This is a genomic window from Flavonifractor sp. An9 (assembly GCF_002161245.1).
GTDB classification, from domain to species: Bacteria; Bacillota; Clostridia; order Oscillospirales; family Oscillospiraceae; genus Flavonifractor; species Flavonifractor avicola.
In genome coordinates this window covers 22,950-46,008 of record NZ_NFHC01000022.1, presented here as the reverse complement: position 1 = coordinate 46,008, position 23,059 = coordinate 22,950, and the positions used below count along the sequence as shown (strand labels likewise).

Genomic DNA, 23,059 nt, shown 5'->3' with positions numbered 1-23,059 from the left:
AGCCTTTTGAGGATTGTAGGTTTATCAAACAAATTGGACGGCGAACTGGGAAGGAGAAGAGTAGTTTAAGGGCCTCATAGGGAAGTTGTTAGAGCGGCGGTTGTGGGCAGCGAGCTGTCTGGCGAAGTCATCCAGGGAGTAAAAGCTGTGGCAGGAATAGAAGCGTTTCTGATCCTCTCGGTGACTACGCTCCACTTTGCCGTTGTGGCGAGGCGTATAGGGGCGGATGAGTTTGTGGCGAATACCCAGTTGGACAGCAGTGGTCTCAAACAGAGTAGGGAGATCCCGCTTGCTGTTGGAGAAACGATTGGTAAATTCAAAGCCGTTATCCGTCTGGACGCATTCCACGCGGATTCCACGGCGGGCAAACCACTTGAACAGCTTCTTCAGAAAATCGGCAGAGGAAAAGGTGGACTGCTCTGAGTAGGCAGCCAGGAAGCGCAGGCGTGTGAACTCGTCAATAGCAGTGTATTGGTATAGGCGCAGCTCAGGGTCTGCGATGCAGCGGCGGGGGACCACCTTTACATCCACCTGGATACGCTGTCCTGGATAGGTCATCTGCTGGTAGGGCTTTGGCTTGTAGGCCGGTTTCTTCTCTTTCGGTGGGAACAGTCCCAGCTTTTTCATGACCCGGAACAGGCTCTCCGGGCGGCGGGTGTAGCCGCGCTGCCGCAGCCGGTGCCACAGCTCCACCATACCCAGATTTGGATTGCGGCGGCGCATATCCCGGATCAGTTTTAGTTCTGCTTCTGTATGCTGGTTTGGATGGCTGTGGGGCCGCCGGGACTGGCAGACCAGGGATTCTGCTCTACCATCCCAGCGAGCCCGCCAGAAGTAGATATAAGATCGGCTTTTGTTATACTTCCGACTGGCACGGCTGACGCCGTATTTCTCCGCGTACTTCATCAGGGATTGCCGATATGCCATGTCCTGTGTTATACTCTTGCTCATGAAGGATATGGCCCCCTCTCGTCAAGTTGTTGTCTGCAACTCCAACTATAACCGATGAGGCCTTATCCTTCATCCTTTTTTATCCTTCTGTCCAATATCTATTGTAGTCCTACACGTCAAGCCGGCAGCCTTTTGAGGATGCTCTTGTCTTCCCAACCAATAGAACATATAATAGGGGATAGGATCGGTGCCTCCAGGAACCGCTGAGCACTGACATAATTCCAGAATAGGGAGGGGGATGGATTTTGGTCAAGATTGCGATATGTGACGACGAAGAAAAGTCTGTTGCCCTACATGAGCGGATGGTCAGGGAGTGCCTGCAAGCGGCGGGGATTGGCTGTGAGATCACGACCTATACCCAGAGCCGCAATCTGCTTTATGACATAACCGACGACGCCTTTTTCTATGATTTGATCCTGCTGGATATCGAAATGCCGGGGATCAGCGGCATGGAACTCCCGCAGCAGATCAAGGGATTTTTACCCAACGTCAGGATCATTTTTGTGACCTCGCACACGGAATATGCCATCGACGCTTTTGAATTGTCCATCTTCCGCTATGTTCCAAAGAACAACCTGGGAGCAAAGCTGCCCGCCGCGGTGCTGGACGCCGCAAGGCTGATCGAGTTGGAAGCCGGACAGGAGTACACCATCCAGACCGCCAGCCGCATGGAGAAGATCCCGTTCAAGGATATATTCTATGTCCAGCGGGATGGGAAAAACGCCATGATTGTATCAAGCGCCGGGACTGCGAAAGTCAGAAAGAGCCTGCAGCAGGTATTCGACGAACTGAACACACCGGAGTTCATCTTTATTGACCGTGGCTGTATTGTCAATATCATTCACATTATGAAAATCAGCGACGGGATGGCGGTGCTCAAGAATGGCGAGCAGCTGCCCATCAGCCGCTCCCACCTGCAGGAGGTAAAGCAGAAGATCAATGAGTTCTGGGGGGCACATATATGATGGCATGGCTGCTGACGCTCTCCTATTTTTTCACCAATGAACTGCGATTGTTTGCCGGGCTTTTCCTGGTATCCAGGGTGACAGGCTTTCAGCCGAGAAGGGCTGCCATGCTGCTTGCCGGCGTTGGAGGTGTCCTGGTCACAGCCCTGCAAACGGTGTCCCATTCCACGATTGGGCCGCTGGCCGTTGAGCTGCTGGTGATAACCGCCGTCTCATGGTATTACCTGCGGGATAAGCTCAATCTATGCCTGTTCCTGGCCTTCTTTTATGAAGTTGGGGTTGGGCTGTGGGATTTCCTGCTGCAAGCCGGCCTGGGCATCCTGTTTCATTCACAGAGCTTTCTTGACCCGGCGGCCTTGGAATCCCTGGCCGGCGTTTGGCTGACGCGCGCGCTGATGCTGGGCGGCGCAGTCATGCTGATCCGGCAGAGTGGGCAAAGCGGCGGGGCCATGCGGAGCTTGTCGGTCCTTGTCGTCCTCGGCATGGTCGGAGCGGTGACCTTGTCTGAGCAAAAGACGCTCCCGCTGGACGAGAACCTGGTGGGGACCTGGATCATCCTCTCCATGGTGCTGATGTTCGCAATCCTGTTTTATCGAGTCAACCGCCAGCGTGAGATGGAGTCGGAAATCGCTCGGCTGAAGCAGGAGCAGGCAGAGATCGTGGAGCGGGATTATCAGGCGCTGCGCCGCACCTATGAGGGCAACGCCAAGCTCTATCACGATCTGCACAATCATATCGAGGCTATTTATCAATGCCTCCTGCAAGGGGATACGGAGGAGGCGGCCCGGTACTGTGAGGATCTGAGAACCCCTGTCCGGGAGATTTCCCAAACGGTTTGGACGGGCGATAAGGCCCTTGACTACTTGATCAGCAGTAAAATGGCATTGGCGGAGCAGGAGCAGATCAAAACGAAGGTCAACATCGAGTATCCCCACAATACCAATATTCGCAGCGTTGATCTGACAACCATTTTAGGGAACCTGCTGGACAACGCTTTGGAGGCGGCGCAAGCCGCACCCGATGGCCTGCGCTTTCTCAACCTGACCATCCGGCGGATCAACGCTATGCTGATCATCAAAGTGGAAAACGGATATGGGCATGACCTGAAACGGGAGGACGGGAAGCTACTGACCACAAAATCAGACAGAGCATTTCATGGATGGGGACTGAAGAGCGTACAGACGGCGGCGGATCGCTATGATGGGACCATCAGCACCGATGATAAGGACGGCATATTTCAATCGGTCGTTACGCTGTCCTTCCAGGCGATCAAAACGAAATAACCTCCATTTGAGATGCGGCGGGCGGCCTTTTGGGCGCCCGCCGCTTTTTCGCGGTCAAAAACCTACCGTTTGCGGACATTCCCGCCGGCGGGCTTCTTTTGGTGTATGCTTGCATTGTAAACAAGAAGCCCGCAAACAAGCAAAAGGGTAGGAGGTTATTCATATGCGTCACTTTTATTTCCGTTTGATCCTCGGCATCGTTTTTATCGGCTGTATGATTTTCAGCTTCGCCACCATGAACATCCCGTTTGCGCTGCTGTATATCTTCCTTGGCGGTTCCTTCCTGTATTCCGCCTATTCCATCTGGAAGAAGGACAAAGAGGATCGGGGGTGAGCGGCATGAGCGGCACGGCACTTCTTTCCCTCAACAATTTAAGCGTCTGGTACACTGCCGACCATCCCGTACTCTCCGGCCTCTCGCTGGATTTGGGGGAGCATGAAGTTGTCGGGCTGATCGGTCTGAACGGCGCCGGGAAAACGACCTTCATCAAGACCGTGGCAGGCCTACTGCCGGGCTACTACCTCGATGAGGCGACATGGGACGGCCACCCGTTCTCGTTCCGGGACAAGGCGTTCAAGCGGAGCCGGTATATTGTCTTTGCGGAGGATCGGTCGTTTCCGTATTTCACATTCCGGGAGTATCTGGCGTATGTGGCTGCGTCCTATGGCGTGGCCTTGCCGGATGTGACCGGCCTGGTGAAAGGCTTCCACTTCAAGGACTATACCGACGTGCTCTTAAAGGAACTGTCCACCGGCAATCTGAAAAAGGCCTATCTCATTACGGCATTTGCCCTGCGGCCCAAGCTGCTGCTCTTGGATGAGCCTGTGAACGGGCTCGATTTCCAAAGCACGGAATTTTTGTACCAGCTCATGGGCGGCTATCAGCAGTATGGGACACTCCTGTTTTCGTCCCATATTTTGGAGAGCATCTGTTTGACCTCTGACCGCGTGCTGGTTTTGGAGCAGGGCAGGATCGGCCGGACGTTTACCGGCACGGAGATCGCTGCCGGGAAGATCCGGGAGGTGCTGGCTGATGAAGAACACCATTAAGGCACTCTCCAAGCAGTTCTTTGGTGCCAAGTATGAGAGCGCCAGAAAGAGTCTTCTGGCGGCGGCGATCCTGTTTATCGCCATCTACGTAGCGGAAATTCGGGTTGCGGTTGCCCCCGCGATCCTCTATCTGACGTCCACCTTGTTTACCGCCGGCGTCATGTGGCAGGTGCTTACCGGACGGCGGCAGATGGAGGCCATGCAGGGAATGTTGATGCTCCCGTTCGATCACCGCGGTTTTGTCTTTGGCTATGTCTTGGTGCTGGGGGCGCATACCCTGGCGACCAAAACGCTGCTGGTCTGGGCGCTGTTCTTTGCGGCCGCCTCATGGAACATAGGGGAGATCACCCTTGCGGTTCTGTGCGGCTGTATGGCGTGTGCAGTGACAGCGGCGGGGTATCGGATGTGCCGGAGAGGTCATGCTGTGCTGCCGCTCCTTTGGGTCGCCGGTATCCTGGCCGCTATTTTGCTCTTGCGCCAGTGGGCGGCGGTCCTTTCTGCGGCGGCGGTAAGCGCGATTGCCGCGGTGCTGTATCTGGCTTTTGCGGATGCCTATGATTTTTATAGTGCCGGCGTTGCAAAGAAAGCTGTCCGGCATACAGGCCGCACCGGGAACGTCTTCACCTACCTGTTGCGCTATTTGATGGCGAACAAGACATACCTTATCAACACTGCGGGCCTGGCCGCGGTCGCCGGTTTTCTACCGCTGCTGTTTGGTGAAGTTCAAGGCATGAATATGTTTCCCATCGGCCTTGCAATCCTTTGCCTCAACACGCCCATCTGCACACTGCTGTCCTGCGACCCGGATCTGGAGCAGGCGATCCGCGTGCTGCCCGGACAGGCGGGGCGGTTTTGCCGAAAGTATTGCCTGTTTATCTTTGCAATCAACAGCATTGTCGCCTGCATCTACCTTTGCAGCTGGCAGCTCATCAACGGCGGCGCTGGCTTTTTCCATGGGATAACGCTTCTTCTGTTTGCTTTGCAAAGCGCCATCCTTTCGGTCGTTCTGGAGTGGAGGTATCCGATCCGTGGCTGGAAAACCGAAAGCGATCTGTGGCATCATCCCCGCAAATATCTCGTTCCGCTGATTATGCTGCTGGCTGCAGCACTGGTTGGGATATGGCCGCCGGCTCTTTGGATTTGGGCTGCGGCTTTGCTAACGGAGTGCTGCGTTTTGCTTGTTGTGACAAGGAGAGATTGACGATGAAAAACTCAAGGTGCTGCCCCAAATGTCATTCGGAAAATATCGTGCGTGTGCCGGATCATCCGGCACGACACGCCAGTGGGAACAACATCTATACCACAAGGATGACCTTGTTCGGTAAAATTCCAGTGATCCGCTATGTTTGCTGTAATTGCGGTTATGTGGAGAATTGGGTGGAAGACGCGCAAGAGTTGGACGAGATCAAAAAGACATTCGGATAAGGAGACACTGCATGAGCTGGGACATTGAAGTACGCGAGAAAGTATATCAGCGCCTTGCCAATGAGATTTTCTTTCGTATCCTTCATGGGGAATATGGGTTGGGGACAAAAATGCCCTCTTACACAGAGCTTTCAAAAACGGCCGGGAGTAGTCCGGAAACCGTTAGAAAGGCATTCAGTGAACTGTGCCGCCTCGGCCTTATTGATAAGACCCGCTATGGCTATTTTGTGACATCAAATCGTAGCCGAGTAGCTGAATATCGTCAGAATTACCTCGCTGATTTGGAAGGGAAGTACTTGGATGCAAAAGCAAAAGTCAGCGTAGCGGCTGATGGGGGAATAACTTGTTCAAAATAGTACCCGCCCTGATACTTTCCTTATATTTCGCTGGTAAGATTTCTCCAATGGCAGAGACTTATTTCAGTACCTTATAGTCCACTGTATCACGGCCGTGAGTAAGCAAGAAGGCGGACGGTCCAAAAAACCGCCCGCCTTCTTTCAGGCATTGCTTGTGGGCAGGGAAATGGAAACCTCCAGTCCGTGGGACGCCCCCTGCCGAAATTGCACCGTCCCGCCGTGGGCCTCGGCGATCTGCCGCACCAGCTTGAGGCCCGTGCCGTGGGCGGCGCCGCCGTCGGCCTCCAGCTGGCGGGCGGGATCAACCGCTGCCAGAGCAGTCACCGCCGCGCCGCCCTCCACGAACAGGACGACTTCTCTGCCCTCGGCCCTGGCCCCCAGGCGGATGGAGCCGCCCGGCGCGTTGTGCCGCACACAGTTGGTAAGCAGGTTGTTCACCGCCCGGCGGAGCAGGAAGGGGTCTGCCTCGATTTGGGGCAGAGGCTCCGACGGCAGATCCATCTCGAAGTCGAAGCCCTCCCCCATGCCGCCGTTGAGAAAGTCGGCGGCGGTCTGGCGGAGGAACGCCTCCACCTGGAGGGGCTCTTTCCGCAGGGCCTGCATGGCGCAGTCCAGCCGCATGGTGAGATTCAGGTCGTTCACCAGATCCCGGATCTCCTGGCTCTGGGCGCGGATGATCCCCGCCTGCCTCCGGCGCTCCGGCGGCAGATCCTCCGCCCCCTCCATCTGGGCGGCGTAGCCCATGACCATGGAGAGCGGGGTGCGGATGTCGTGGGACACGCCGTTGATCCAGTCGGACCGGGCGGCGTCCCGCACCCGCTGGGCCTGCCGGAACCACCGGCGCACCGCGAAGTAGGCCAGAAGCAGCACGCACCCCAGGGCCAGCAGAAAGATGCCGCCGATCCACAGGGGTGCGTCGTGGAGCAGACGGGACTGCATGGAGATGTCATGCTTCCACACGCTCCCCTTGGGCGAGCCCACCACCAGCAGTCCGTCCTCCCGGATGCGGCACTGCACCGGGTAGTCATTGAGATACCACCGGGTGAAGGAGGCCACGTCCGTGAGGGCATACTGTTCCGGCACGTCGGAGGGCTTGCGGAGGGACCAGACCACCTGCCCGTCCTCGCCGATCAGGATGGCCCAGCGGTCATCCCCCAGCAGCGCATCACCAGAAAAGTCATACTCCGTCCCATCATAGGTCAGGGCGTCGGAGACACGGGTGACAGAGACGCTCCAGCTCCGGCCGCCGTCGGAGTAGTAGAAGGCGAGGGCCAGGATGCCCGCTATGGTGATAACGGCGATGAGCGCCGCCGAGGCGGTCACCAGCATGGCCCCCTTGAAAATGCTTCGCAAACTCATTTCGTCCCCTCCCGGTTCAAGCGGTAGCCCAGGCCACGCACCGTCAGCAGATACCTCGGGTGGGAGGGGTCCGCCTCGATCTTCTCCCGCAGGCGGCGGATGTGGACCATAAGGGTGTTCTCATAGCCCACCAGTGGCCCGTCCCACAATGCGGCGCACAGGGTGTCGATGGTGACGATATTGCCCCGGGCGTCCCACAGTTTGCGGAGCAGGGTGAACTCCTTGGCAGTGAGGGCGGTTTCCACCTCGTTCCGACGGACTGCGCTCTTGCCCCAGTCGATCTCCGCGTCCCCCAGTCGGGCGGTCTGGGGCTCCTCCCGGTATACCCGCCGGAGCACCGCGTGCAGGCGGAGCAGCAGCTCCTGGGGCAGAAAGGGCTTGGTGATATAGTCGTCCGCCCCAAGGCCCAGCCCCTGGAGCCGGTCGGCGTCCTCGTCCCGGGCGGAGAGGAACAGCACCGGCACGTCCCGGTTTTCCCGGAGTTTCCCCAACAGAGAGAAGCCGTCCCCGTCCGGCAGGTTCACGTCCAGCAGCACCGCGTCCGGCGGCAAAATCTGAAACTGCTCCAGCGCCTGGGCGCAGGTGAGGGCGGATGCTGTCTCATAGCCGGCCTGGGTTAGGATCTCCTTCACCATGTTCTGCAGGGCGGCCTCGTCGTCCACGATCAAAATGCGATAGGCCATACTGCGGCCTCCTTTATGCTCAACTACACCCATTATAAAAAGAAAATCTTTCGCCGTCCAGAGCCGGAAGAAAAAGTAAGGGAAACGTAAGGTAGGCTTCATGGGGGCGTAAGGCAGGGGTGTTATCCTTGGGGACATAAGGAGGTCTTGCCATGAACATCATTGAGACACACGACCTGTGCAAGCAGTATGGAAACGCCCTGCGGGTGGCCCACCTGGACCTGGACGTGCCAGAGGGCAGCGTCTACGGCTTTCTGGGCCCCAACGGGGCGGGGAAGTCCACCACCCTGAAGATGATTCTGGGCCTGGTGCGCCCCACGGCGGGGGACATCCGGGTGCTGGGGAAGAAGATGGACGGCGGGAACCGTCTGGCCGTGCTCCGGCAGGTGGGGAGCCTCATCGAGAGCCCCAGCTACTACGGCCACCTCACCGGGGAGGAAAACCTGCGGATCGTCCAGACCCTCCGGGGCGTGCCGGAGAAAAACATCCGGGAGGTGCTGCAGATCGTCCGGCTGGACGGCCAGCGGGGCAAGAGGGTAGCCCACTACTCCCTGGGCATGAAGCAGCGGCTGGGTCTGGCGGCGGCCCTGCTGGGCTATCCCAAGCTGCTGATCCTGGACGAGCCCACCAACGGCCTGGACCCGGCGGGCATCCAGGAGATGCGGGAACTGATCTGCTCCCTGCCCGAGCGGTTCGGCATGACGGTGGTGGTGTCCAGCCACCTCTTGAGCGAGATCGACCAGATGGCGGACCATGTGGCCATCATCCGGGAGGGGGAGCTGGTGTTCCAGGACACCCTGGAGGCCCTCCACGGCCGCAGCCGCCACCACCTGGCCCTGCGCACCACCAACAACGCCGTGGCCCGGGCCGTTCTCCAGGAGAAGTCCGTGCCCTGCCAGGAGGAAGAGGGCTATCTCATCCTCCCCATCCTCTCCGACGAGATCGCCGCCCAGCTCACCCGTCTGCTGGGGTCGCGCAATCTGGGCGTCATCCGCTTAGAGGAGCGGCAGAAGAGTTTGGAGGACATTTTCCTGGAACTGACGGGAAAGGCGGCGAGCCTGTGAAACTGCTGAGACTGGAGTTTTTCAAGTGCCGCCGGCGGAAGATCCTGCTGGTGTGCGCCGCCGTGCTCGCGGCGGAGCTGCTGTGGCTCGTCACTACCTTCCTCCGGCAGGACGCCGAGGATCTCCGCCAGGGCTGGATGCTGCTGCTCTATAACCTGGCCATGGTGGACGCCATCATCATGCCCATCAGCGTGGCCACCATCGCCAGCCGGAATTGTGAGCTGGAGCACAAGGGGACGACCCTGAAACTGCTGGAGACCATGGCGGCGCCGGGGCGGCTTTACGGGGCTAAACTCACCTGGGGCGCCCTGGTGCTGGCGGCCCTGCTGATCATCCGGTGGGCGCTCTTCATGGGGGTAGGCATCCTGTGGCAGTTCCCGGGGGAGGTTCCCTGGGGGCGGTTCGGGATATTTACCCTGATCTCCTGGGCGGTGTCCATGATGGTCTACGCCCTGCAGCAGGGCTTGTCCCTGCGCTTTCCAAACCAGGCAGTGGCCCTGGTGTGCGGGATCTCCGGGAGCTTTCTCGGCATCCTGTCCCTGTTGTTCCCGCCGGCCCTGACCCGGTGTATCCCCTGGGGCTACTACGGTCTTTTATCCCTGGTGGGGATGAACTGGGACCCGGACACCCGGTTCACCTGGTTCTACTGGGAGTGGCCGGCGCCGATGGATGCGGCGCTCCTGTGCCTGTGGGCGGCGCTGTTCCTGATCGTGGGCCGGGCGCTGTTTGTGCGGAAGGAGGTGTGAGGGATGCTGCTGCGTTGTCTGAGGGCGGAACTGATCAAATTCCGCCGGTCGCCGGTGTGGCTGGCCTTTGTGGTGCTGCCCATTTTCCCGGCCATCCTGGGCACCATGAACTATCTGGGGAATCTGGGGCTGCTGCGGAGCGAGTGGTACAGCCTGTGGAGCCAGCACACCCTGTTCTCTTCCATGTTCTTCCTGCCGGCCCTGCTGGGGGTGTTCTGCGCCTGGCAGTGGCGGCTGGAGCACACGGACCACAACTGGAACAGCTTCCTCACCGCCCCGGTGCCGGTGGGGGCCCTGTGCCTTGCCAAGCTGATTTGGGCGGCGGTCATGTCCCTGCTCTCCCAGGCCTGGATCGGGGCGCTGTTCATTATCAGCGGGAAGCTGGTGGGCCTCGCAGGCCCCATCCCGCCGGAGCTGCCCGGATGGCTGGCGTGCGGAGCCGTGGGCGGCGTGTCGGTGTGCGCAGTGCAGCTCTACTTCAGCCTGATCATCCGGGCCTTTGCCCCAACCGTGGCCTTCGGCCTGATTGGCGGCATCGCGGGGCTGATGGTCACGGCGCAGGGCTTCGGATATGCCTTCCCGTACTCCCTTCTCTGCATCGGGATGCGGGCCAACAACCCAAATATGGAGCTGGACTTCACGCCCTTCCTGCTCTCCGCTTTTGTCTACACGGCGGTGTTCACCCTCCTGGCCGTCCACCATCTCCGGCGGCACGATGTGGCGGCGGAGTAAATAGGCGGCAGGGAGAACGGCAAACAAAGGGCGGGCGGCCCTTCGCAAGCCGCCCGCCCTTTTCAGACATTCCTTGTGGGGATAGAAATGCAAATCTCCAGTCCATGAGGCACAGCCTGCCGGAACCGCACCGTTCCCCCGTGGGCCTTCACGATCTGCCGCACCAGCTTGAGGCCCAAGCCGTGCTCACCGCCCTGGGTGCTGGAGACATCCGCTTCCCGGTTCAGCGCCTCCAGTCGGGCGGCATCCATTCCAACGCCATCATCTGTCACTGTGCAGGTGCATCGCCCATCTTCCGCGCCTATCGTGACGGAGATATGGCAGCCCTGGGGATTATGGACGATGCTGTTGCGGATCAGGTTGTCCAGCATCCGCCGGAGAAGGGCGGCGTCACCCTCTATTCTGGCAGCGCGGCCCGGATGCGTCTCGGAAAATGTGATTTCATACCGCTCCGGCAGACCGTCGTTGAGCACCTCGCTCACCGCCTGCCGCCCGATCTCCACCAGATCTACTGCCTCCCGGCGGATGGGCTGGAGGGCGTATTCCAACTTGGTGGTCAGGTTCAGATCCTCCACCAGGGATTTCAGCCGCTCCCCCTGCCGCCGGATCATCCCGGCATGCTGCCGGGCCTCCGTGGGGAGAGTGTCGTCGTCCTCCAATTCACTGGCGTAACCCAGCACCATGGAAAGGGGAGTGCGGATGTCGTGGGATACCCCGCGAATCCACTCTGCCCGGGTGTTGTCTTTCTGCATCAGGTAATCCCCGGCTCGGTTCAGCCCCGCGTTGATCTCCGCCAGTTCCCCGCGCTCGTCCAGGGGCTGGTAACTGCCCCGGCTCAGGTCTTGGATGCCCCGTAGGATGGGGGACATGGCTTTCTCCACCCGGCGGGTGTTCCGAAGCATCAGGAAGACCATCAGCAGCAGGTTGAACACAAAGACCGCGATGGCCCCCACCAGGAACATCATCAGGGAGGGAGTCTCCATGGAAAAGTAGTACTTCACCAGAGTGCCCGGTGCGAATCCCACCACCATCAGAGCGCCGTCCTCCCGGCTCCACACCTTCACCGGGTAGTCCTGGAGATACCAGCGGCTGAAGGAGGCCACCTGGGCGCTGGTGTAGGACCGGGGCAGCTCCTCGGGAAGCCCCTGCTCCCAGACCACGGTGCCGCTCTCATCCAGGAGCATGGCCCAGGCATCATGCTCTTGCAGCAGCGCCAGCGCCGTATCGTCTGCCGTCCAGGTGCCGCCCTGCTGCGTCACATGGCCGGACACCTCCCGGACAGACAGCCCGTTGTCTGTCCCGCTCATGTATCCGGCGGTCAGAACAGTCAGGGCCAGCAGGAGATTTACCACGAAGAACAGCGTCAAAATACCAATGGTAGAGAAAATGTAGCGCCGGAAAAACCGCTGTACCGGGTTCACGACTTCGCCCCCTTCAGATTGAGCCGGTAGCCCAGCCCCTTGGCCGTCACCAGGGAGACAGGTTTGGAGGGATTTGCCTCGATCTTTTCCCGCAGGTGGCGGATATGGGTGGAGAGGGTGCTCTCGTAGCCCTGCCAGAACTCCCCACAGATCGTCTCGCACAGGATGCCGGTGGTGACGATCCGGCCGGCATTTTCATAGAGTTTCTCGAACAGCTGCAATTCCTTTGCCGTTAATGGCGTCCGTTCGCCGTCCTTCCATACTTCGGCTTTCTCCAAGTCCACCGTGGAGGCTGCCAGTTCCACCTTCCGGTTGGGCTCCGGGTAAGTCCGATGGAGAATGGCCCCCACCCGGAGCAGCAGCTCCTTTGGCAAAAAGGGCTTGGGAAGATAGTCATCCGCTCCGATTTCCAGCCCCTCGATGCGATCCTCTGCCTCGCCCCGGGCGGTGAGCATCAGGACGGGCACGCGGCTGGTGCGGCGGATCTCCCGCAGGACCTCGAAACCGTCCATCCCCGGCATCATCACATCCAAAATGATCAGCGCCGGCTGCTGCTCCCGCCAGATCTGGAGGGCCTCTTGTCCGGAGGAGGCGGTCACAAGATCGGTATAGCCTGCCCGCCGGAAGATGGAGCACAGCATCTCCAAAAGGTCCCGGTCATCGTCTACCAATAAGATTTTATGCTCCATCATGGGACACCCCCCTCCTTTGCCCATATTATACCGCTAAAGTGTCGGCCTGCCCATGCCCTCCGCAAAATCTCAGAGAAAAATTAAGGTTGGCTCAGCGTTATCTCAAGGTGCGGGTGCTATCCTGTTGCTACCAAGCAAAGGAGGTACTGCTTATGAGCGACTGTATCATTGAAACCAAGGGCCTGACCAAACGGTATGGGGAGCAGGTCAGCGTCTCCAGTCTGGATCTCCATGTGCAGAAGGGGCGTATCTACGGCCTCCTGGGGCGCAACGGGGCGGGCAAGACCACCACCATGAAGATGCTCCTGGGGCTGACCGTCCCCACATCCGGCACAGTGACCATCTTCGGCCGGCCGCTGAAGGGGAACGAAAAGCGCGTCCTGCCCCGCATCGGCAGTCTCATCGAGTCCCCCGGGTTTTACCCCAACCTGACCGGGACGGAGAATTTGCAGATCTTCGCCCGGCTCCGGGGCCTCAAAAGTCCCAACTATATCAAAGGGGCGCTGGAGCTGGTGAACCTGCCCTACCGGGACAAGAAACGCTACGCCCAGTACTCCCTGGGCATGAAACAGCGGCTGGCCATCGCCCTGGCGGTGATGCACGACCCGGAGCTACTGATCCTGGACGAGCCCATCAACGGCCTGGACCCCATCGGCATTGCCGAGGTGCGGGACTTCATCCGGGCGCTGTGCGACGAACGGGGAAAGACCATCCTGCTCTCCAGCCATATCCTCTCCGAGATCGCCCTGCTGGCAGATGACATTGGGATCATCGACCACGGCGTCCTCTTGGAGGAGGAGAGCCTGGCGGAGCTGGAGCAGAAGAACGGGAAGGTCCTCCGGTTCACCGTGTCCAATGCACCGGTGGCCGCCCAGCTGCTCCAGCAGGAGATGGGCGTGCGGGATGTAGCTGTGGAGAATGGGCAGGAACTGACCGTCCGGGATCTCCGCCTGGACACCGGCGCGGCGGTGCGGCGGTTCGTGGAGGCGGGGCTGGTGGTGTCCGACGCCCATCTCTACGAGGACACCCTTGAGGACTACTTCAAGCGCATCACAGGGGGTGAGGGCATTGCTTAAACTCCTGTGGTGTGAGTTTGCCAAGCTGCGGCGCAAGCCGTTGTTCTTCGCTGCTGCTGCCGTGTCCGCCCTGATCCCCCTGGGGTGCGCCCTGTTCCTGCCGGACTTCCAGGAGTTCACCAGCGGGGCGGAGGCGGTGGACGGCATGATGTCCACCCTGTTCCAGATGAGCGCCTATCTGCTGCTCATGCCCGCCCTGGTAGTGCTGGCCTCCAACCTGCTTTTTGAGGAACAGGACAACGACACGCTGAAGAACCTGATGACCGTGCCGGTGAGCAAACCGACCCTGGCCCTGGCAAAAATGGCCCTGCTGTTTCTCTTTTCCATCGCTTTCATGGCGGTGGGCGGCCTGGTGATCCTGCTGATCGTGCTGGCCGCCGGGTGGGAGCCGGTGGGCTTCTGGCGGCTCTTTTTTGTGGGCGTCGGCCAGGGGATCATGATGTGGGCCGGGGCATTGCCCTGCATCCTGCTGGTGGTGCTGCTGAACCGGAGCTATATCGTCTCCGTCATCATCACCTTCTTCTACACATCTGTCAACTACATCTTCGGCCTGAACGACCTCTTTATCACCCAGCCCTTCGGCCTGAACCTGGGGACGCTGCTGCCCGGGCCGCTGACCTTCCGGTGGTACTTCCAGTATCTCGACTTCTCCAACGCCGGCGCCGAGATGCTGGGACTTTTGGAGCGGGTCAGCCCCTATTTTGTCACCACCGCCCAGGCGTTTCTGGTGACCGGGACGGAGGCTGCGGTGTTCATGGCCCTGATCGCGCTGGTCTACAAGCGCCAGGGCGTTTGAGGAGGTGTTGCGTATGTGGAAGATGATTCAAACAGAGTGGTGGAAGCTGCGGCGGTGCCAGATCCTGCTGGTGGGCATTGTGGCCCTGGCCCTCTGTCCGGTGGTGCAGTACGGCACCCAGCTGATTGTGAACCCGGAGATCCGGGACCCCAACTATGATATGCTCCACCTGTTTTCCAGTGTAGTGTGGGGCAACACCCAGGTGTTTCTCCCCATCTCCCTGGTGATGATCGGCGGGTGGCTGATCGACCGGGAGAATACCCACGATACCATGAAGAACCTGCTCACCGTCCCGGTGTCCTATCCAAAACTCCTTGGGGGCAAGCTGGCGGTCACCGGCCTGCTGTCCCTGCTGTTCGGCCTTTACAGTGTGGCTGTGACAGTACTCACGGGAACGCGGGCGGGCCTCCCAGGGCTGACGCTTGGGGTGATCCTCCAGCAGGGGGGACAGGTGGTGGCTGCGTCGCTGACCACCTTCCTGGTGTGTATGCCCATGATCCTGATTTTCGGGCAGATGCGGGGCGCCTATCTGGGCGGCTCCATCCTGACCTTTTTCCTGGGATACTGCATTTTGTTCTTTAAGAGCGGGTTCCTGCTCTCCGCCTACCCTTTCTCCGCGGCGCTGGTGCTGGCCGGCTTTGATATGCAGGAATACAACGGGGCCACCGAGGCCCCCAGCATCCCACTGTCCCTTCTGGGTATGGGGGCTGTCATCGCCTTGACTGCGGTGCTCCTGCTGATGTCCCGCCCCAGCAACAAGGGAGCGCAGGTAAAACCGAAAAAGGCCAAGGGCCGGGGCCGTCGGCAGGCAGGGAGGAGAACACGATGAGAAAGACTCGGAAACGATGTGCGCCGCTCCTGACCTGCGGCCTGTTCTGCGCCCTTCTGCTGTCCGGCTGTTCCAGCATGATGCAATCAGTGGCGGATGGGACGGACGCGGTACTCAATGGCTTGGCGGAGGGGACGGATCAGATCGCCGGCGCTCTGGCGGATATGACAGATGCAGCCCTCGACGCCGCGGCCGACGCGACGGATGACTCAGTGAAGGACGCCATTCTGGATGCCTACAGTTCGCTGATGGATACCGCCGGCTCCTGGGCGCTGACGCCGGACCGCTCCCTCCAGGGGGAGCGTGTCCGGGGCGAGGACGACTACACCGGCACCTATGCGGCTGACTACGAGGACTTCTCCGGTACGGAACTGCTCTTCGGTGGCACCACGCTGAACCGGGAGGCCGGGAACACGGTAGAACTCACCTGCTCCCTCGATATTGAGGAAGGAGAGGCCGCCATCTTCCTGTGCTCCGGCTCGGAGGAACCGGTGCTCCTGCTGTCCGAGAGCGGGGATTACTCCGGCACCATCGAGGTGGGCGGTGGAAGCGTCTATCTCGGCGTCTGGGCCGTGGGCGTGACCGGGAGCGTGTCCATTCAGATCGAGTAAACTGTGAGGTGCGTCATGCGGATACTGAAAAAACTACTGGTGCGGATCATTCTGCTGATCGTAGCCGCCGGGATTTTGTGCGGCAGTGTGGTGGCTGTTCTGGGCTACCTGATGTATCGTGACGCACTCAAGGAGCAGAGCTTGGAGGACAAGGTTGCAGAGGTGCAGGCAGATCCCAGCTATACGGCGCTTGCAGACCTGCCGGAAATCTATCTTGATGCGGTCGTGGCAGTGGAGGACCACCGCTTTGAACAGCATTGCGGCATCGACATCATCGCCATCGCCAGAGCTGCCTGGAACAACATCAAGTCCTGGAGCCTGCGGGAAGGCGGCAGCACCATCACTCAGCAGCTTGCCAAGAACCTGTATTTTACCCAGGAGCGGAGTTTTATCCGTAAGGCTGCGGAGGTTTTCATGGCCTTTCGGCTGGAGCGGACCTACTCAAAGGACGAGATCCTGGAGCTGTATGTCAACTCCATTTACTTTGGCGACGGCTATTACTGTGTCCGGGACGCCAGCGAGGGCTACTTTGGGAAGGAGCCTGCGGACATGACGGATGAGGAAGCCACGCTGCTGGCCGGAATCCCCAATGCGCCATCCGTCTACTCGCTGACGGCGAACCCAGATCTGGCTGCGCAGCGGCAGCAGTATGTTCTCCAGCAGATGGTGAAATACGGGCATCTCGGCGAGGAAGAGGCGGCGGCAATTCTGCAAAACTGATCATGCCGCAGAAAATCCCGGGGAGGTGAGCAGCTTGGAGGAGATTATTGTCATTCGGGCGAGGGATCCGGACGGCAGCGTGTTCAAGGCCGTCATGGACGCGCTGAAGGGTAAAAGGGCAGAGGTAGTCGATGTTGCTGCCCCTGCGACCTCCGTGCTGCGCATCAGGGAACTGGAGCTCCATCATAAGTACCGCCGGGTGCTCATGGCGGGCAGGGAAGTGGAACTCAATCATGGGGAGTATGCCATGCTCTACTGCATGGCCAGTTCACCAGGGCAGGTGTTCTCCAAAGCGCAGCTCTATGAGGCCGCTTGGGGCGAGGAATATCTACGCGGGACAAACTCCGTGGAGAATACCATCTGGCGGCTGAGAAGAAAACTGGAGGAGGACCCCAGGCATCCGGCGTACATCAAAACAGTGGTGGGGACAGGGTATCGTCTGGATTATCCGCATTGAAGAAGAGGGGAGAAGCGATAGTTAATCTTTTACTTGTAATTAGCAAAAATGAATGAACATTATTCATTGACATTTCAAAAAAGGGTGCTATACTAATTGGTGGAAAGGAGGTCAAACCATGAACACCATAAAAGAAAACTCGAAAGCTGCATTTAATCAGCAGGCTGCCACCTATGATAAAGATATTAAGGGCCAGCACGCCCGCTCTCTTTATCCCGTCCTGCTGGAAAAGCTGTCGCACATTCCGTTTCAATCTGCCCTCGATTTGGGATGCGGGACTGGTGAAATGCTAAAGCTCATTTTGCAGAAAGATCCCCATAAAGAATTGTGCGGCATTGATCTATCAGAGGAAATGCTTGCTGTTGCGAAATCGAAACTACCGGAACAAGTCAAGCTATTGTTGGGGGACAGCGAGGCACTCCCTTTCCCGGACAACGCCTTTGATGTTGTGTATTGCAACGACTCTTTTCATCATTATCCTGCACCGAAAGATGTATTAAGGGAGATAAACCGAGTATTGAAGCCGGGCGGCACTTTCCTGATGGGAGATTGCTGGCAACCTTTTGTAGGTCGCGTGATCATGAATTTTTATATGCGTCATAGTAAAGAAGGAGATGTGAAGATTTACTCTGAAGCCGAACTCGTCTCCATGCTTTCAGCATTTTTTCATAATGTATCATGGGAGAAGGTTGATAACACGGCGTGTATTGCTATGGGTGAAAAATGATTGATATTCACTCATTGATTTTTTAGAAAGGGAGTGCTATCATAGAAAGAAAGGAGGCTCAGACTATGCGGGTTACAAAGGAGCCGGAAATACGCAAGCAGGAGATTTTAGATACTGCCCTCAAATTGTTCGGGGAAAATGGATATGAAAAGACCTCGATTACGGATATAGCAAAAGCAATCGGTGTGGCACAGGGTCTATGCTATCGCTATTTTCCGTCTAAAGAGGCGCTGTTTGACAGCGCGATTGAACAATATGCGGATGTCCTGGTGGAGCAGTTTATCGGTGCTGAAAAGGACGATCACAAGACCTTACGGCAGATCATTGAAGATATGCCTGCCACTATGGAAGAACGGGACACAAAATATTATTCAGTCTTTCACGGCGCAGAAAACAAGAAATTCCACGATCAGCTTTCTCTCAAAGTCTGTGAGAAGTTGGTTCCGCTTGTAGAAAAATTGTTGCTACGCGCTCGGCAAAAGGGTGAAATCCAGTTTGATGATATTCAGGCCGCTGCGATGTTCTGTGTATATGGGCAGCTTGGTATCCTGCTGGCAGACGATTTGACACAAGATGATAAGTCAAAAAGGATCCGTGAATTTCTTATATTTGCATTACACCTTTGAAACTGATCCCCCGCTCTGGGGCGGGGGATTTTTAAGGACCTGTTAATGAATGTTATTCATTCAATTATTAAGAAAGGTGATTGTCATGCCAACTAAAATCGACTTTATAGGCGGGAACACAAAGCGTTGCCTTATGGCGATGGCCCTTCCGATGATTGCCGCCATGTTCCTCAATATGATGTATAACCTCGTAGACAGTTTGTGGATCGGAAATTTGCTCGGAGAAACGGCTTATGCCGCTTTGACAAACTCCACTCCCATTATTCTAATCTTGACTTCCGTTGCGATGGGAGCGACTAATGGTGTATCGATCCTGATCTCCCAGGCGATTGGTGCAAAGGATAAGAAAAAAACAGAGAGTTTGATTGCTACATCATTCAGCGTTGCGGTAGCTTTCTCCTTTCTCGTGACGATTTTGCTTGAGGCTTTGCTTCCGGGAATTTTGAAGGTTTTGAACACCCCAGCTGAAACTTATGATATGGCATACAGCTACTTGGCGATCTATATCCTCGGATATTTGGCGGTTTACCTTTACCTTTATTTTACCGCTGTATTGAGGAGCTTCGGCAATTCTATGTTTCAAGCAGTAGCCATGCTGGTGTCAACAATTTTGAACGCGATCCTCGATCCTATTTTTATCCACTTCATCGGATTTCACGGCGCGGCGATTGCTACACTACTTTCTCAGGTAATTTGCTTACTGTTCATGCTGGCCTATCTGAAAAAGAAGAATCTGTTTGCGTTCAAAATCTCTGCATTTGATAAGAGTGATATATTGCCACTTATTCAGAAGGCAATTCCTTCTGTCATTCAGCAAAGCATCCCGGCCATCAGCACAACTTCTCTCACCGCACTTGTCAGCACATATAGCGTCACTGCAATAGCGGCTTATGGGGTAACAGGAAAATTGGAAACCATACTTTTCTACCCGGCGATGGCGCTAAACATGGTCTTAACTACCATCATCGGGCAGTGCGTTGGCGGAAGTCGATACGACAGGGCTAAAGACTATCTGAAATGTGCATTGGGTTACGGCTGTGGTTTGCTTGTAATTCTTTCTGTTTTGGTGGTCGGGTTTTCAAGACGGCTTTCCGTTCTATTTGTTCGCAGTGAGGATGTGGCCACTATCGTTGGAACATATTTTTTGATTGTCAGCATTGGATATGTTCTTAACACCGTCACAAATTGCTATTTAGGCGCCCTCAATGGCATGGGAAAGCCGTCAAAGAGTATGTTTTTGATGATTTTCTATTACATTGCAGTCCGGATTCCTCTGGCCTATTTACTTTCCTATCTGGGCCTTGGCCTAAATGGAATTTGGGTTGCGGTTCTGGTCAGTCATGTGGTGGCCAGTGTCACCGCATTTACAATGAATCATCTAAATCAGAGTCATTTTGGAGCCACCCCGACAAGGATGTAATCACTTCATTTTGAATCATAATCTTTATTGTATTGAATTGAGATATCCAGATAACGAAACAATAGAGGTGAGCAGCATGGAGAAGATTATCGTCATCCGGGCCACTGACCCGGACGGCAGCGTGTTCAAGGCTATCATGGACGCGCTGAACGGTAAAAGGGCAGAGGTGGTCGATGTTACCAATATGTCCACCTCCGTGCTGCGCATCGGGGAACTGGAGATCCATCATAAGCACCGCCGGGTGCTCATGGCAGGCAGGGAAGTGGAACTCAATCATGGGGAGTATGCCATGCTCTATTGCATGGCCAGCTCACCAGGGCAGGTGTTCTCCAAAGCGCAGCTCTATGAGGCCGCCTGGGGGGAGGCATATCTCCACGGAACAAACTCCGTGGAAAATATCATTTGGCGTCTGAGAAGAAAGTTGGAGGAGGATCCCAAACATCCGGGATACATCAAGACGGTGGTGGGTGCAGGCTATAAAATAGATATTCATAACAGGCAATCGGGAATGGAAGATTGAAAGGAACTGGATGCCACCCATTAAAGGGCGGTATCCAGTTCCTTTTTCATGCCCTATTACCGGCTTCCCACTTTCCGGAACTCTCCCGGCAGCAGCCCGGTGCTCTTCCGGAACAGCTCCGCAAAGCGGCTGGAGGTGGAGTAGCCAACGGTCTGAGCGATCTGGCCGATGGATAAGTCTGTGTTGGTCAGCAGGTACTCCGCCTGGCTCATGCGGCGCTGCTGGATGTACTCTGTGATGGTGCAGTCGTAAACCTTTTTGAAACTGCTCTTGAGTTTCGTGGTTCCCATGCAGGCAATCTGCGTCAGCCGCTCCATGGGGATCTCTGCGGCATAGTGGTCGCTCAGATAGGCGGCCACGGTCTGGATGCGCTCCAGATCCGCCTGAGACAGTTTGCTGGGGGCCGCTGGACGTTTTTTCTGGTACTCCACCACCAGGGACAGGGCCTCCGCCACCTTGCTCTCATAGAACAGCTTGGCGGCGATCCCATCCCCGCGATAGTTCTGGACTTCAGAAAGCAGTCTGGACATCTCCGGGAAATCAGTGGTCTGGTCGATTTTGCGGAACGCCTCCACTGGGTTTCGGTATTCTTCCGGGTATTGCTTCTTGAGGTAGTCCTCATAGTAGGCCGGCATGATCTCGATGCCGATGGAGCGGATGGGGATGTTCTTGTGGATCAGAACCTGATACGGTTCATACCCGCCGATATAGGTCTTGATGCACCCGGCGGACAGCCGGCGGTAGGGCGACAGCTCTTCCCCGGAGATGGAGTCATAGCGAGTAATGCTCAGGCACTCCGGCAGGGAGAACTCCAGCAGGGAGTCCTTATGAAAGGAAAAGTTGTGGATCTTAATGTCGTAGAGGTCCTTCTGTCCATAGGTCCAGTAGGAACCCTCCCCGATTTCCTGGGAGATTTTCCAGCAGAGGCCCAAGGCCCCATACTGGTGATCGTCGGGGTCGGGGGTAAAACCGTGGCCCTTCAGCATGGATACATAGTATGGCTCCGTCATTTCGGGCATAACAAAAGACTCTTCTCCTCTTTACAACGATTGGACGAACTTTTGCAACGAAGAGACGAACCTCGTCTCAAACCCTTGCAAGATGTCCAGACCGCGTGTAGTGTATAGGCGGTGGTTAGCGGCATCTAACCGAATGGTAGCACATCGCCTATGAAAAGTCAACACGTTATGAAACAGGAGGAAAACTATGAGCAACCAAGCCAATTCACTGAAGAAGGGCCTTACGGTCAAGGACCTTGTGACCACTGGCATTTTCAGCGCCATCTTTTTTGTCTTTACGTTGATTGGCGGTCTGCCCTTTGCGCCAAACCCGGTTCTGACCTTTTACATGCCCATGGGTGCGGCGCTGCTGTGCGGCCCCATCTATCTGCTGATGGTCGCTAAGGTGCAGAAACGCTGGAGCGTCACCATCCTCGGCATCATCATGGGAATCATCTGGTTTGCCACGGGGATGCACTGGGCGTTCTCTCTGGGGTACATCGGCATGGGGATCATTGCGGACCTTGTGGCCGGCGCCGGCCACTACCGCAACAAGGCCATCAACCTGCTGTCCTACATGCTGATCTCCCTGGGCGGCATCTACACCTATGTGGTATTCTTTATCGACCCGGAGGGCTGGGCCAGCACCATGCTGGATAACGGCACGGAGCAGTCCTACATTGACACCATGAGCGCCTCCGCGCCCTCCTGGCTGCTGGCGGTCATCGTCGTCGGCACGCTGGTCATCGCGGCCTTCAGCGGGTGGGTCGGCGGCAAGATGCTGAAGAAACAGTTCGAGAAGGCTGGGATCACCGCATGAACGGCGGAACATCTCCACGGCAAAGACTCTGGCTGGATCCAAGGACGAAAATCCTGCTGCTCCTGCTCTGCATCCTCTCCGCCATGATGGCCCCGTCTCTGTACTATGAGCTGGGACTCGTGGTGCTGATTGGGCTGTTTGGCGCCTGCTGCGGAAAGTGGAAGTACGCCTGGAAGGGCGCGGCGTTCTACGGGCTGATTGTCCTGCTCACTTTCTGGATCATGGACACCATGACCGGGACCTGGCGCACCATGTTCATCGCATTCCTTGGCCTGTTCCACAAGGTGTACCCCTGCGGGATGCTGTCAGGCATCGTCATCTCCACCACTAAGGTCAGCGAGTTTTTGTCAGCCATGAACCGTGTCCATGCGCCGAAAAATCTGGTGATCCCGCTGGCGGTCATGCTCCGCTATATCCCCACCATTCAGGAGGACTGGCGGTTCATCAAGGACGCCATGCGGCTGCGGGACGTGTCGCCTTCCCTGAAAGGGCTATTGACCCATCCCGGCATGACCGTAGAGTGCATCTATGTCCCGCTGATGATGGCGGCATCCAAGGCGGCGGATGAGCTGTCCATCGCCTCCATCACCCGGGGGATCGAGAACCCAAAACCCAGGACCTGCCTGGTGCAGATCCGCATGGGGCCGGCGGATGCGGCGGCAATCCTCTGTTTTGGCGCCTTTTTCGCGGCGGGCCTCTATGGGAAGGGGGTGTTTGGATGATTGAACTGAA

Annotated in this window: 27 protein-coding genes; 21 read left to right on the top strand and 6 right to left on the bottom strand. The window is 57.2% G+C overall.

Annotated elements, in window-relative coordinates:
- Nucleotides 1-24: 24 nt before the first annotated feature.
- Nucleotides 25-927: a DDE-type integrase/transposase/recombinase gene (locus B5G40_RS13060; RefSeq protein WP_242959431.1), complete on the bottom strand. Its 903-nt coding sequence runs from the start codon at nucleotides 925-927 to the stop codon at nucleotides 25-27.
- Nucleotides 928-1,196: 269 nt separating this feature from the next.
- On the opposite strand from B5G40_RS13060, the gene B5G40_RS13055 reads away from it, so the two are divergent.
- The 6 genes from B5G40_RS13055 to B5G40_RS13030 all read left to right on the top strand — a co-directional run bounded on the left by B5G40_RS13055 (nucleotide 1,197) and on the right by B5G40_RS13030 (nucleotide 6,030).
- Nucleotides 1,197-1,916: a LytR/AlgR family response regulator transcription factor gene (locus tag B5G40_RS13055; RefSeq protein WP_087399900.1), complete on the top strand. Its 720-nt coding sequence runs from the start codon at nucleotides 1,197-1,199 to the stop codon at nucleotides 1,914-1,916.
- Nucleotides 1,913-3,199, top strand: a complete 1,287-nt coding sequence (locus B5G40_RS13050; RefSeq protein WP_087399899.1) for a sensor histidine kinase — start codon at nucleotides 1,913-1,915, stop codon at nucleotides 3,197-3,199. Before B5G40_RS13055 ends, B5G40_RS13050 begins: the two co-directional genes overlap by 4 nt.
- A 163-nt stretch (nucleotides 3,200-3,362) precedes the next feature.
- The gene (locus tag B5G40_RS17100; RefSeq protein WP_164496953.1) at nucleotides 3,363-3,533 is read left to right on the top strand and encodes a hypothetical protein; all 171 of its coding nucleotides are present in this window, start codon (nucleotides 3,363-3,365) and stop codon (nucleotides 3,531-3,533) included.
- 5 nt (nucleotides 3,534-3,538) lie between these two features.
- Nucleotides 3,539-4,249, top strand: a complete 711-nt coding sequence (locus B5G40_RS13045) for an ATP-binding cassette domain-containing protein (RefSeq protein ID WP_087399917.1) — start codon at nucleotides 3,539-3,541, stop codon at nucleotides 4,247-4,249.
- Nucleotides 4,233-5,450: a hypothetical protein gene (locus B5G40_RS13040; RefSeq protein ID WP_087399898.1), complete on the top strand. Its 1,218-nt coding sequence runs from the start codon at nucleotides 4,233-4,235 to the stop codon at nucleotides 5,448-5,450. The genes B5G40_RS13045 and B5G40_RS13040 overlap by 17 nt, the downstream gene beginning before the upstream one ends.
- A gap of 235 nt (nucleotides 5,451-5,685) precedes the next feature.
- Nucleotides 5,686-6,030 carry a winged helix-turn-helix domain-containing protein gene (locus B5G40_RS13030; RefSeq protein ID WP_087399897.1) on the top strand — a complete coding sequence of 115 codons (345 nt, stop codon included), beginning with the start codon at nucleotides 5,686-5,688 and terminating at the stop codon, nucleotides 6,028-6,030.
- Between the two features lie 141 nt (nucleotides 6,031-6,171).
- Here B5G40_RS13030 and B5G40_RS13025 read toward each other — a convergent pair whose 3' ends face one another.
- Nucleotides 6,172-7,389 (bottom strand): sensor histidine kinase, encoded by a 1,218-nt coding sequence (locus tag B5G40_RS13025; RefSeq protein ID WP_087399896.1) that lies wholly within the window; start codon nucleotides 7,387-7,389, stop codon nucleotides 6,172-6,174.
- Nucleotides 7,386-8,072, bottom strand: a complete 687-nt coding sequence (locus tag B5G40_RS13020; protein WP_087399895.1) for a response regulator transcription factor — start codon at nucleotides 8,070-8,072, stop codon at nucleotides 7,386-7,388. The genes B5G40_RS13025 and B5G40_RS13020 overlap by 4 nt, the downstream gene beginning before the upstream one ends.
- 152 nt (nucleotides 8,073-8,224) lie before the next feature.
- Between B5G40_RS13020 and B5G40_RS13015 the strand changes: the two genes are divergently transcribed.
- From B5G40_RS13015 to B5G40_RS13005, 3 genes are read left to right on the top strand one after another with little or no spacing between them, the layout of a single operon-like run.
- The gene (locus tag B5G40_RS13015; protein ID WP_087399894.1) at nucleotides 8,225-9,136 is read left to right on the top strand and encodes an ABC transporter ATP-binding protein; all 912 of its coding nucleotides are present in this window, start codon (nucleotides 8,225-8,227) and stop codon (nucleotides 9,134-9,136) included.
- On the top strand, nucleotides 9,133-9,882 hold the full coding sequence (locus B5G40_RS13010; protein ID WP_087399893.1) for an ABC transporter permease: 750 nt from the start codon (nucleotides 9,133-9,135) through the stop codon (nucleotides 9,880-9,882). Before B5G40_RS13015 ends, B5G40_RS13010 begins: the two co-directional genes overlap by 4 nt.
- Nucleotides 9,883-9,885: 3 nt before the next feature.
- Entirely contained in the window at nucleotides 9,886-10,614 is a 729-nt protein-coding gene (locus tag B5G40_RS13005; RefSeq protein WP_087399892.1) for an ABC transporter permease, read from the top strand.
- Between the two features lie 62 nt (nucleotides 10,615-10,676).
- Here B5G40_RS13005 and B5G40_RS13000 read toward each other — a convergent pair whose 3' ends face one another.
- Both B5G40_RS13000 and B5G40_RS12995 read right to left on the bottom strand, forming a co-directional pair.
- Nucleotides 10,677-12,035: a sensor histidine kinase gene (locus B5G40_RS13000; protein WP_087399891.1), complete on the bottom strand. Its 1,359-nt coding sequence runs from the start codon at nucleotides 12,033-12,035 to the stop codon at nucleotides 10,677-10,679.
- Nucleotides 12,032-12,727 (bottom strand): response regulator transcription factor, encoded by a 696-nt coding sequence (locus B5G40_RS12995; RefSeq protein WP_087399890.1) that lies wholly within the window; start codon nucleotides 12,725-12,727, stop codon nucleotides 12,032-12,034. Before B5G40_RS12995 ends, B5G40_RS13000 begins: the two co-directional genes overlap by 4 nt.
- A 152-nt stretch (nucleotides 12,728-12,879) precedes the next feature.
- Here B5G40_RS12995 and B5G40_RS12990 point away from each other — a divergent pair, with 152 nt between their 5' ends.
- The 10 genes from B5G40_RS12990 (at nucleotide 12,880) to B5G40_RS12945 (ending at nucleotide 20,509) form a co-directional block, all read left to right on the top strand.
- The gene (locus B5G40_RS12990; protein ID WP_087399889.1) at nucleotides 12,880-13,803 is read left to right on the top strand and encodes an ATP-binding cassette domain-containing protein; all 924 of its coding nucleotides are present in this window, start codon (nucleotides 12,880-12,882) and stop codon (nucleotides 13,801-13,803) included.
- Entirely contained in the window at nucleotides 13,787-14,599 is an 813-nt protein-coding gene (locus B5G40_RS12985; RefSeq protein WP_242959430.1) for an ABC transporter permease, read from the top strand. The genes B5G40_RS12990 and B5G40_RS12985 overlap by 17 nt, the downstream gene beginning before the upstream one ends.
- Nucleotides 14,600-14,612: 13 nt before the next feature.
- Complete coding sequence (locus B5G40_RS12980) at nucleotides 14,613-15,428, top strand: ABC transporter permease (RefSeq protein ID WP_087399887.1); 816 nt, start codon at nucleotides 14,613-14,615, stop codon at nucleotides 15,426-15,428.
- Nucleotides 15,425-16,039 carry a hypothetical protein gene (locus B5G40_RS12975; RefSeq protein ID WP_087399886.1) on the top strand — a complete coding sequence of 205 codons (615 nt, stop codon included), beginning with the start codon at nucleotides 15,425-15,427 and terminating at the stop codon, nucleotides 16,037-16,039. Before B5G40_RS12980 ends, B5G40_RS12975 begins: the two co-directional genes overlap by 4 nt.
- Nucleotides 16,040-16,054: 15 nt before the next feature.
- Nucleotides 16,055-16,759, top strand: coding sequence for a biosynthetic peptidoglycan transglycosylase (locus tag B5G40_RS12970; protein WP_087399885.1), 705 nt, complete (start codon nucleotides 16,055-16,057; stop codon nucleotides 16,757-16,759).
- A 34-nt stretch (nucleotides 16,760-16,793) separates the two neighbouring features.
- Nucleotides 16,794-17,216, top strand: coding sequence for a winged helix-turn-helix domain-containing protein (locus B5G40_RS12965; protein ID WP_087399884.1), 423 nt, complete (start codon nucleotides 16,794-16,796; stop codon nucleotides 17,214-17,216).
- 118 nt (nucleotides 17,217-17,334) lie between these two features.
- The gene (locus B5G40_RS12960; protein ID WP_087399883.1) at nucleotides 17,335-17,943 is read left to right on the top strand and encodes a class I SAM-dependent methyltransferase; all 609 of its coding nucleotides are present in this window, start codon (nucleotides 17,335-17,337) and stop codon (nucleotides 17,941-17,943) included.
- Nucleotides 17,944-18,008: 65 nt separating this feature from the next.
- On the top strand, nucleotides 18,009-18,569 hold the full coding sequence (locus B5G40_RS12955; protein ID WP_087286213.1) for a TetR/AcrR family transcriptional regulator: 561 nt from the start codon (nucleotides 18,009-18,011) through the stop codon (nucleotides 18,567-18,569).
- 85 nt (nucleotides 18,570-18,654) lie between these two features.
- Nucleotides 18,655-19,989, top strand: a complete 1,335-nt coding sequence (locus B5G40_RS12950; RefSeq protein ID WP_087399882.1) for an MATE family efflux transporter — start codon at nucleotides 18,655-18,657, stop codon at nucleotides 19,987-19,989.
- A gap of 76 nt (nucleotides 19,990-20,065) precedes the next feature.
- The gene (locus B5G40_RS12945) at nucleotides 20,066-20,509 is read left to right on the top strand and encodes a winged helix-turn-helix domain-containing protein (RefSeq protein ID WP_087399881.1); all 444 of its coding nucleotides are present in this window, start codon (nucleotides 20,066-20,068) and stop codon (nucleotides 20,507-20,509) included.
- A gap of 56 nt (nucleotides 20,510-20,565) precedes the next feature.
- Here B5G40_RS12945 and B5G40_RS12940 read toward each other — a convergent pair whose 3' ends face one another.
- Nucleotides 20,566-21,528: an AraC family transcriptional regulator gene (locus B5G40_RS12940; protein ID WP_087399880.1), complete on the bottom strand. Its 963-nt coding sequence runs from the start codon at nucleotides 21,526-21,528 to the stop codon at nucleotides 20,566-20,568.
- 187 nt (nucleotides 21,529-21,715) lie between these two features.
- On the opposite strand from B5G40_RS12940, the gene B5G40_RS12935 reads away from it, so the two are divergent.
- Both B5G40_RS12935 and B5G40_RS12930 read left to right on the top strand, forming a co-directional pair.
- On the top strand, nucleotides 21,716-22,327 hold the full coding sequence (locus B5G40_RS12935; RefSeq protein ID WP_087376596.1) for an MptD family putative ECF transporter S component: 612 nt from the start codon (nucleotides 21,716-21,718) through the stop codon (nucleotides 22,325-22,327).
- Nucleotides 22,324-23,049: an energy-coupling factor transporter transmembrane component T gene (locus B5G40_RS12930; protein WP_087399879.1), complete on the top strand. Its 726-nt coding sequence runs from the start codon at nucleotides 22,324-22,326 to the stop codon at nucleotides 23,047-23,049. Before B5G40_RS12935 ends, B5G40_RS12930 begins: the two co-directional genes overlap by 4 nt.
- The last annotated feature ends 10 nt before the right edge of the window (nucleotides 23,050-23,059 follow it).

Coding starts and splice junctions, on each gene's coding strand:
- B5G40_RS13060 (WP_242959431.1), bottom strand. CDS start 927: ATGGCATATCGGCAATCCCTGATGAAGTACGCGGAGAAATACGGCGTC.
- B5G40_RS13050 (WP_087399899.1), top strand. CDS start 1,913: ATGATGGCATGGCTGCTGACGCTCTCCTATTTTTTCACCAATGAACTG.
- B5G40_RS17100 (WP_164496953.1), top strand. CDS start 3,363: ATGCGTCACTTTTATTTCCGTTTGATCCTCGGCATCGTTTTTATCGGC.
- B5G40_RS13045 (WP_087399917.1), top strand. CDS start 3,539: ATGAGCGGCACGGCACTTCTTTCCCTCAACAATTTAAGCGTCTGGTAC.
- B5G40_RS13040 (WP_087399898.1), top strand. CDS start 4,233: ATGAAGAACACCATTAAGGCACTCTCCAAGCAGTTCTTTGGTGCCAAG.
- B5G40_RS13030 (WP_087399897.1), top strand. CDS start 5,686: ATGAGCTGGGACATTGAAGTACGCGAGAAAGTATATCAGCGCCTTGCC.
- B5G40_RS13025 (WP_087399896.1), bottom strand. CDS start 7,389: ATGAGTTTGCGAAGCATTTTCAAGGGGGCCATGCTGGTGACCGCCTCG.
- B5G40_RS13020 (WP_087399895.1), bottom strand. CDS start 8,072: ATGGCCTATCGCATTTTGATCGTGGACGACGAGGCCGCCCTGCAGAAC.
- B5G40_RS13015 (WP_087399894.1), top strand. CDS start 8,225: ATGAACATCATTGAGACACACGACCTGTGCAAGCAGTATGGAAACGCC.
- B5G40_RS13005 (WP_087399892.1), top strand. CDS start 9,886: ATGCTGCTGCGTTGTCTGAGGGCGGAACTGATCAAATTCCGCCGGTCG.
- B5G40_RS12995 (WP_087399890.1), bottom strand. CDS start 12,727: ATGATGGAGCATAAAATCTTATTGGTAGACGATGACCGGGACCTTTTG.
- B5G40_RS12990 (WP_087399889.1), top strand. CDS start 12,880: ATGAGCGACTGTATCATTGAAACCAAGGGCCTGACCAAACGGTATGGG.
- B5G40_RS12980 (WP_087399887.1), top strand. CDS start 14,613: ATGTGGAAGATGATTCAAACAGAGTGGTGGAAGCTGCGGCGGTGCCAG.
- B5G40_RS12975 (WP_087399886.1), top strand. CDS start 15,425: ATGAGAAAGACTCGGAAACGATGTGCGCCGCTCCTGACCTGCGGCCTG.
- B5G40_RS12970 (WP_087399885.1), top strand. CDS start 16,055: ATGCGGATACTGAAAAAACTACTGGTGCGGATCATTCTGCTGATCGTA.
- B5G40_RS12960 (WP_087399883.1), top strand. CDS start 17,335: ATGAACACCATAAAAGAAAACTCGAAAGCTGCATTTAATCAGCAGGCT.
- B5G40_RS12955 (WP_087286213.1), top strand. CDS start 18,009: ATGCGGGTTACAAAGGAGCCGGAAATACGCAAGCAGGAGATTTTAGAT.
- B5G40_RS12950 (WP_087399882.1), top strand. CDS start 18,655: ATGCCAACTAAAATCGACTTTATAGGCGGGAACACAAAGCGTTGCCTT.
- B5G40_RS12945 (WP_087399881.1), top strand. CDS start 20,066: ATGGAGAAGATTATCGTCATCCGGGCCACTGACCCGGACGGCAGCGTG.
- B5G40_RS12940 (WP_087399880.1), bottom strand. CDS start 21,528: ATGCCCGAAATGACGGAGCCATACTATGTATCCATGCTGAAGGGCCAC.
- B5G40_RS12935 (WP_087376596.1), top strand. CDS start 21,716: ATGAGCAACCAAGCCAATTCACTGAAGAAGGGCCTTACGGTCAAGGAC.
- B5G40_RS12930 (WP_087399879.1), top strand. CDS start 22,324: ATGAACGGCGGAACATCTCCACGGCAAAGACTCTGGCTGGATCCAAGG.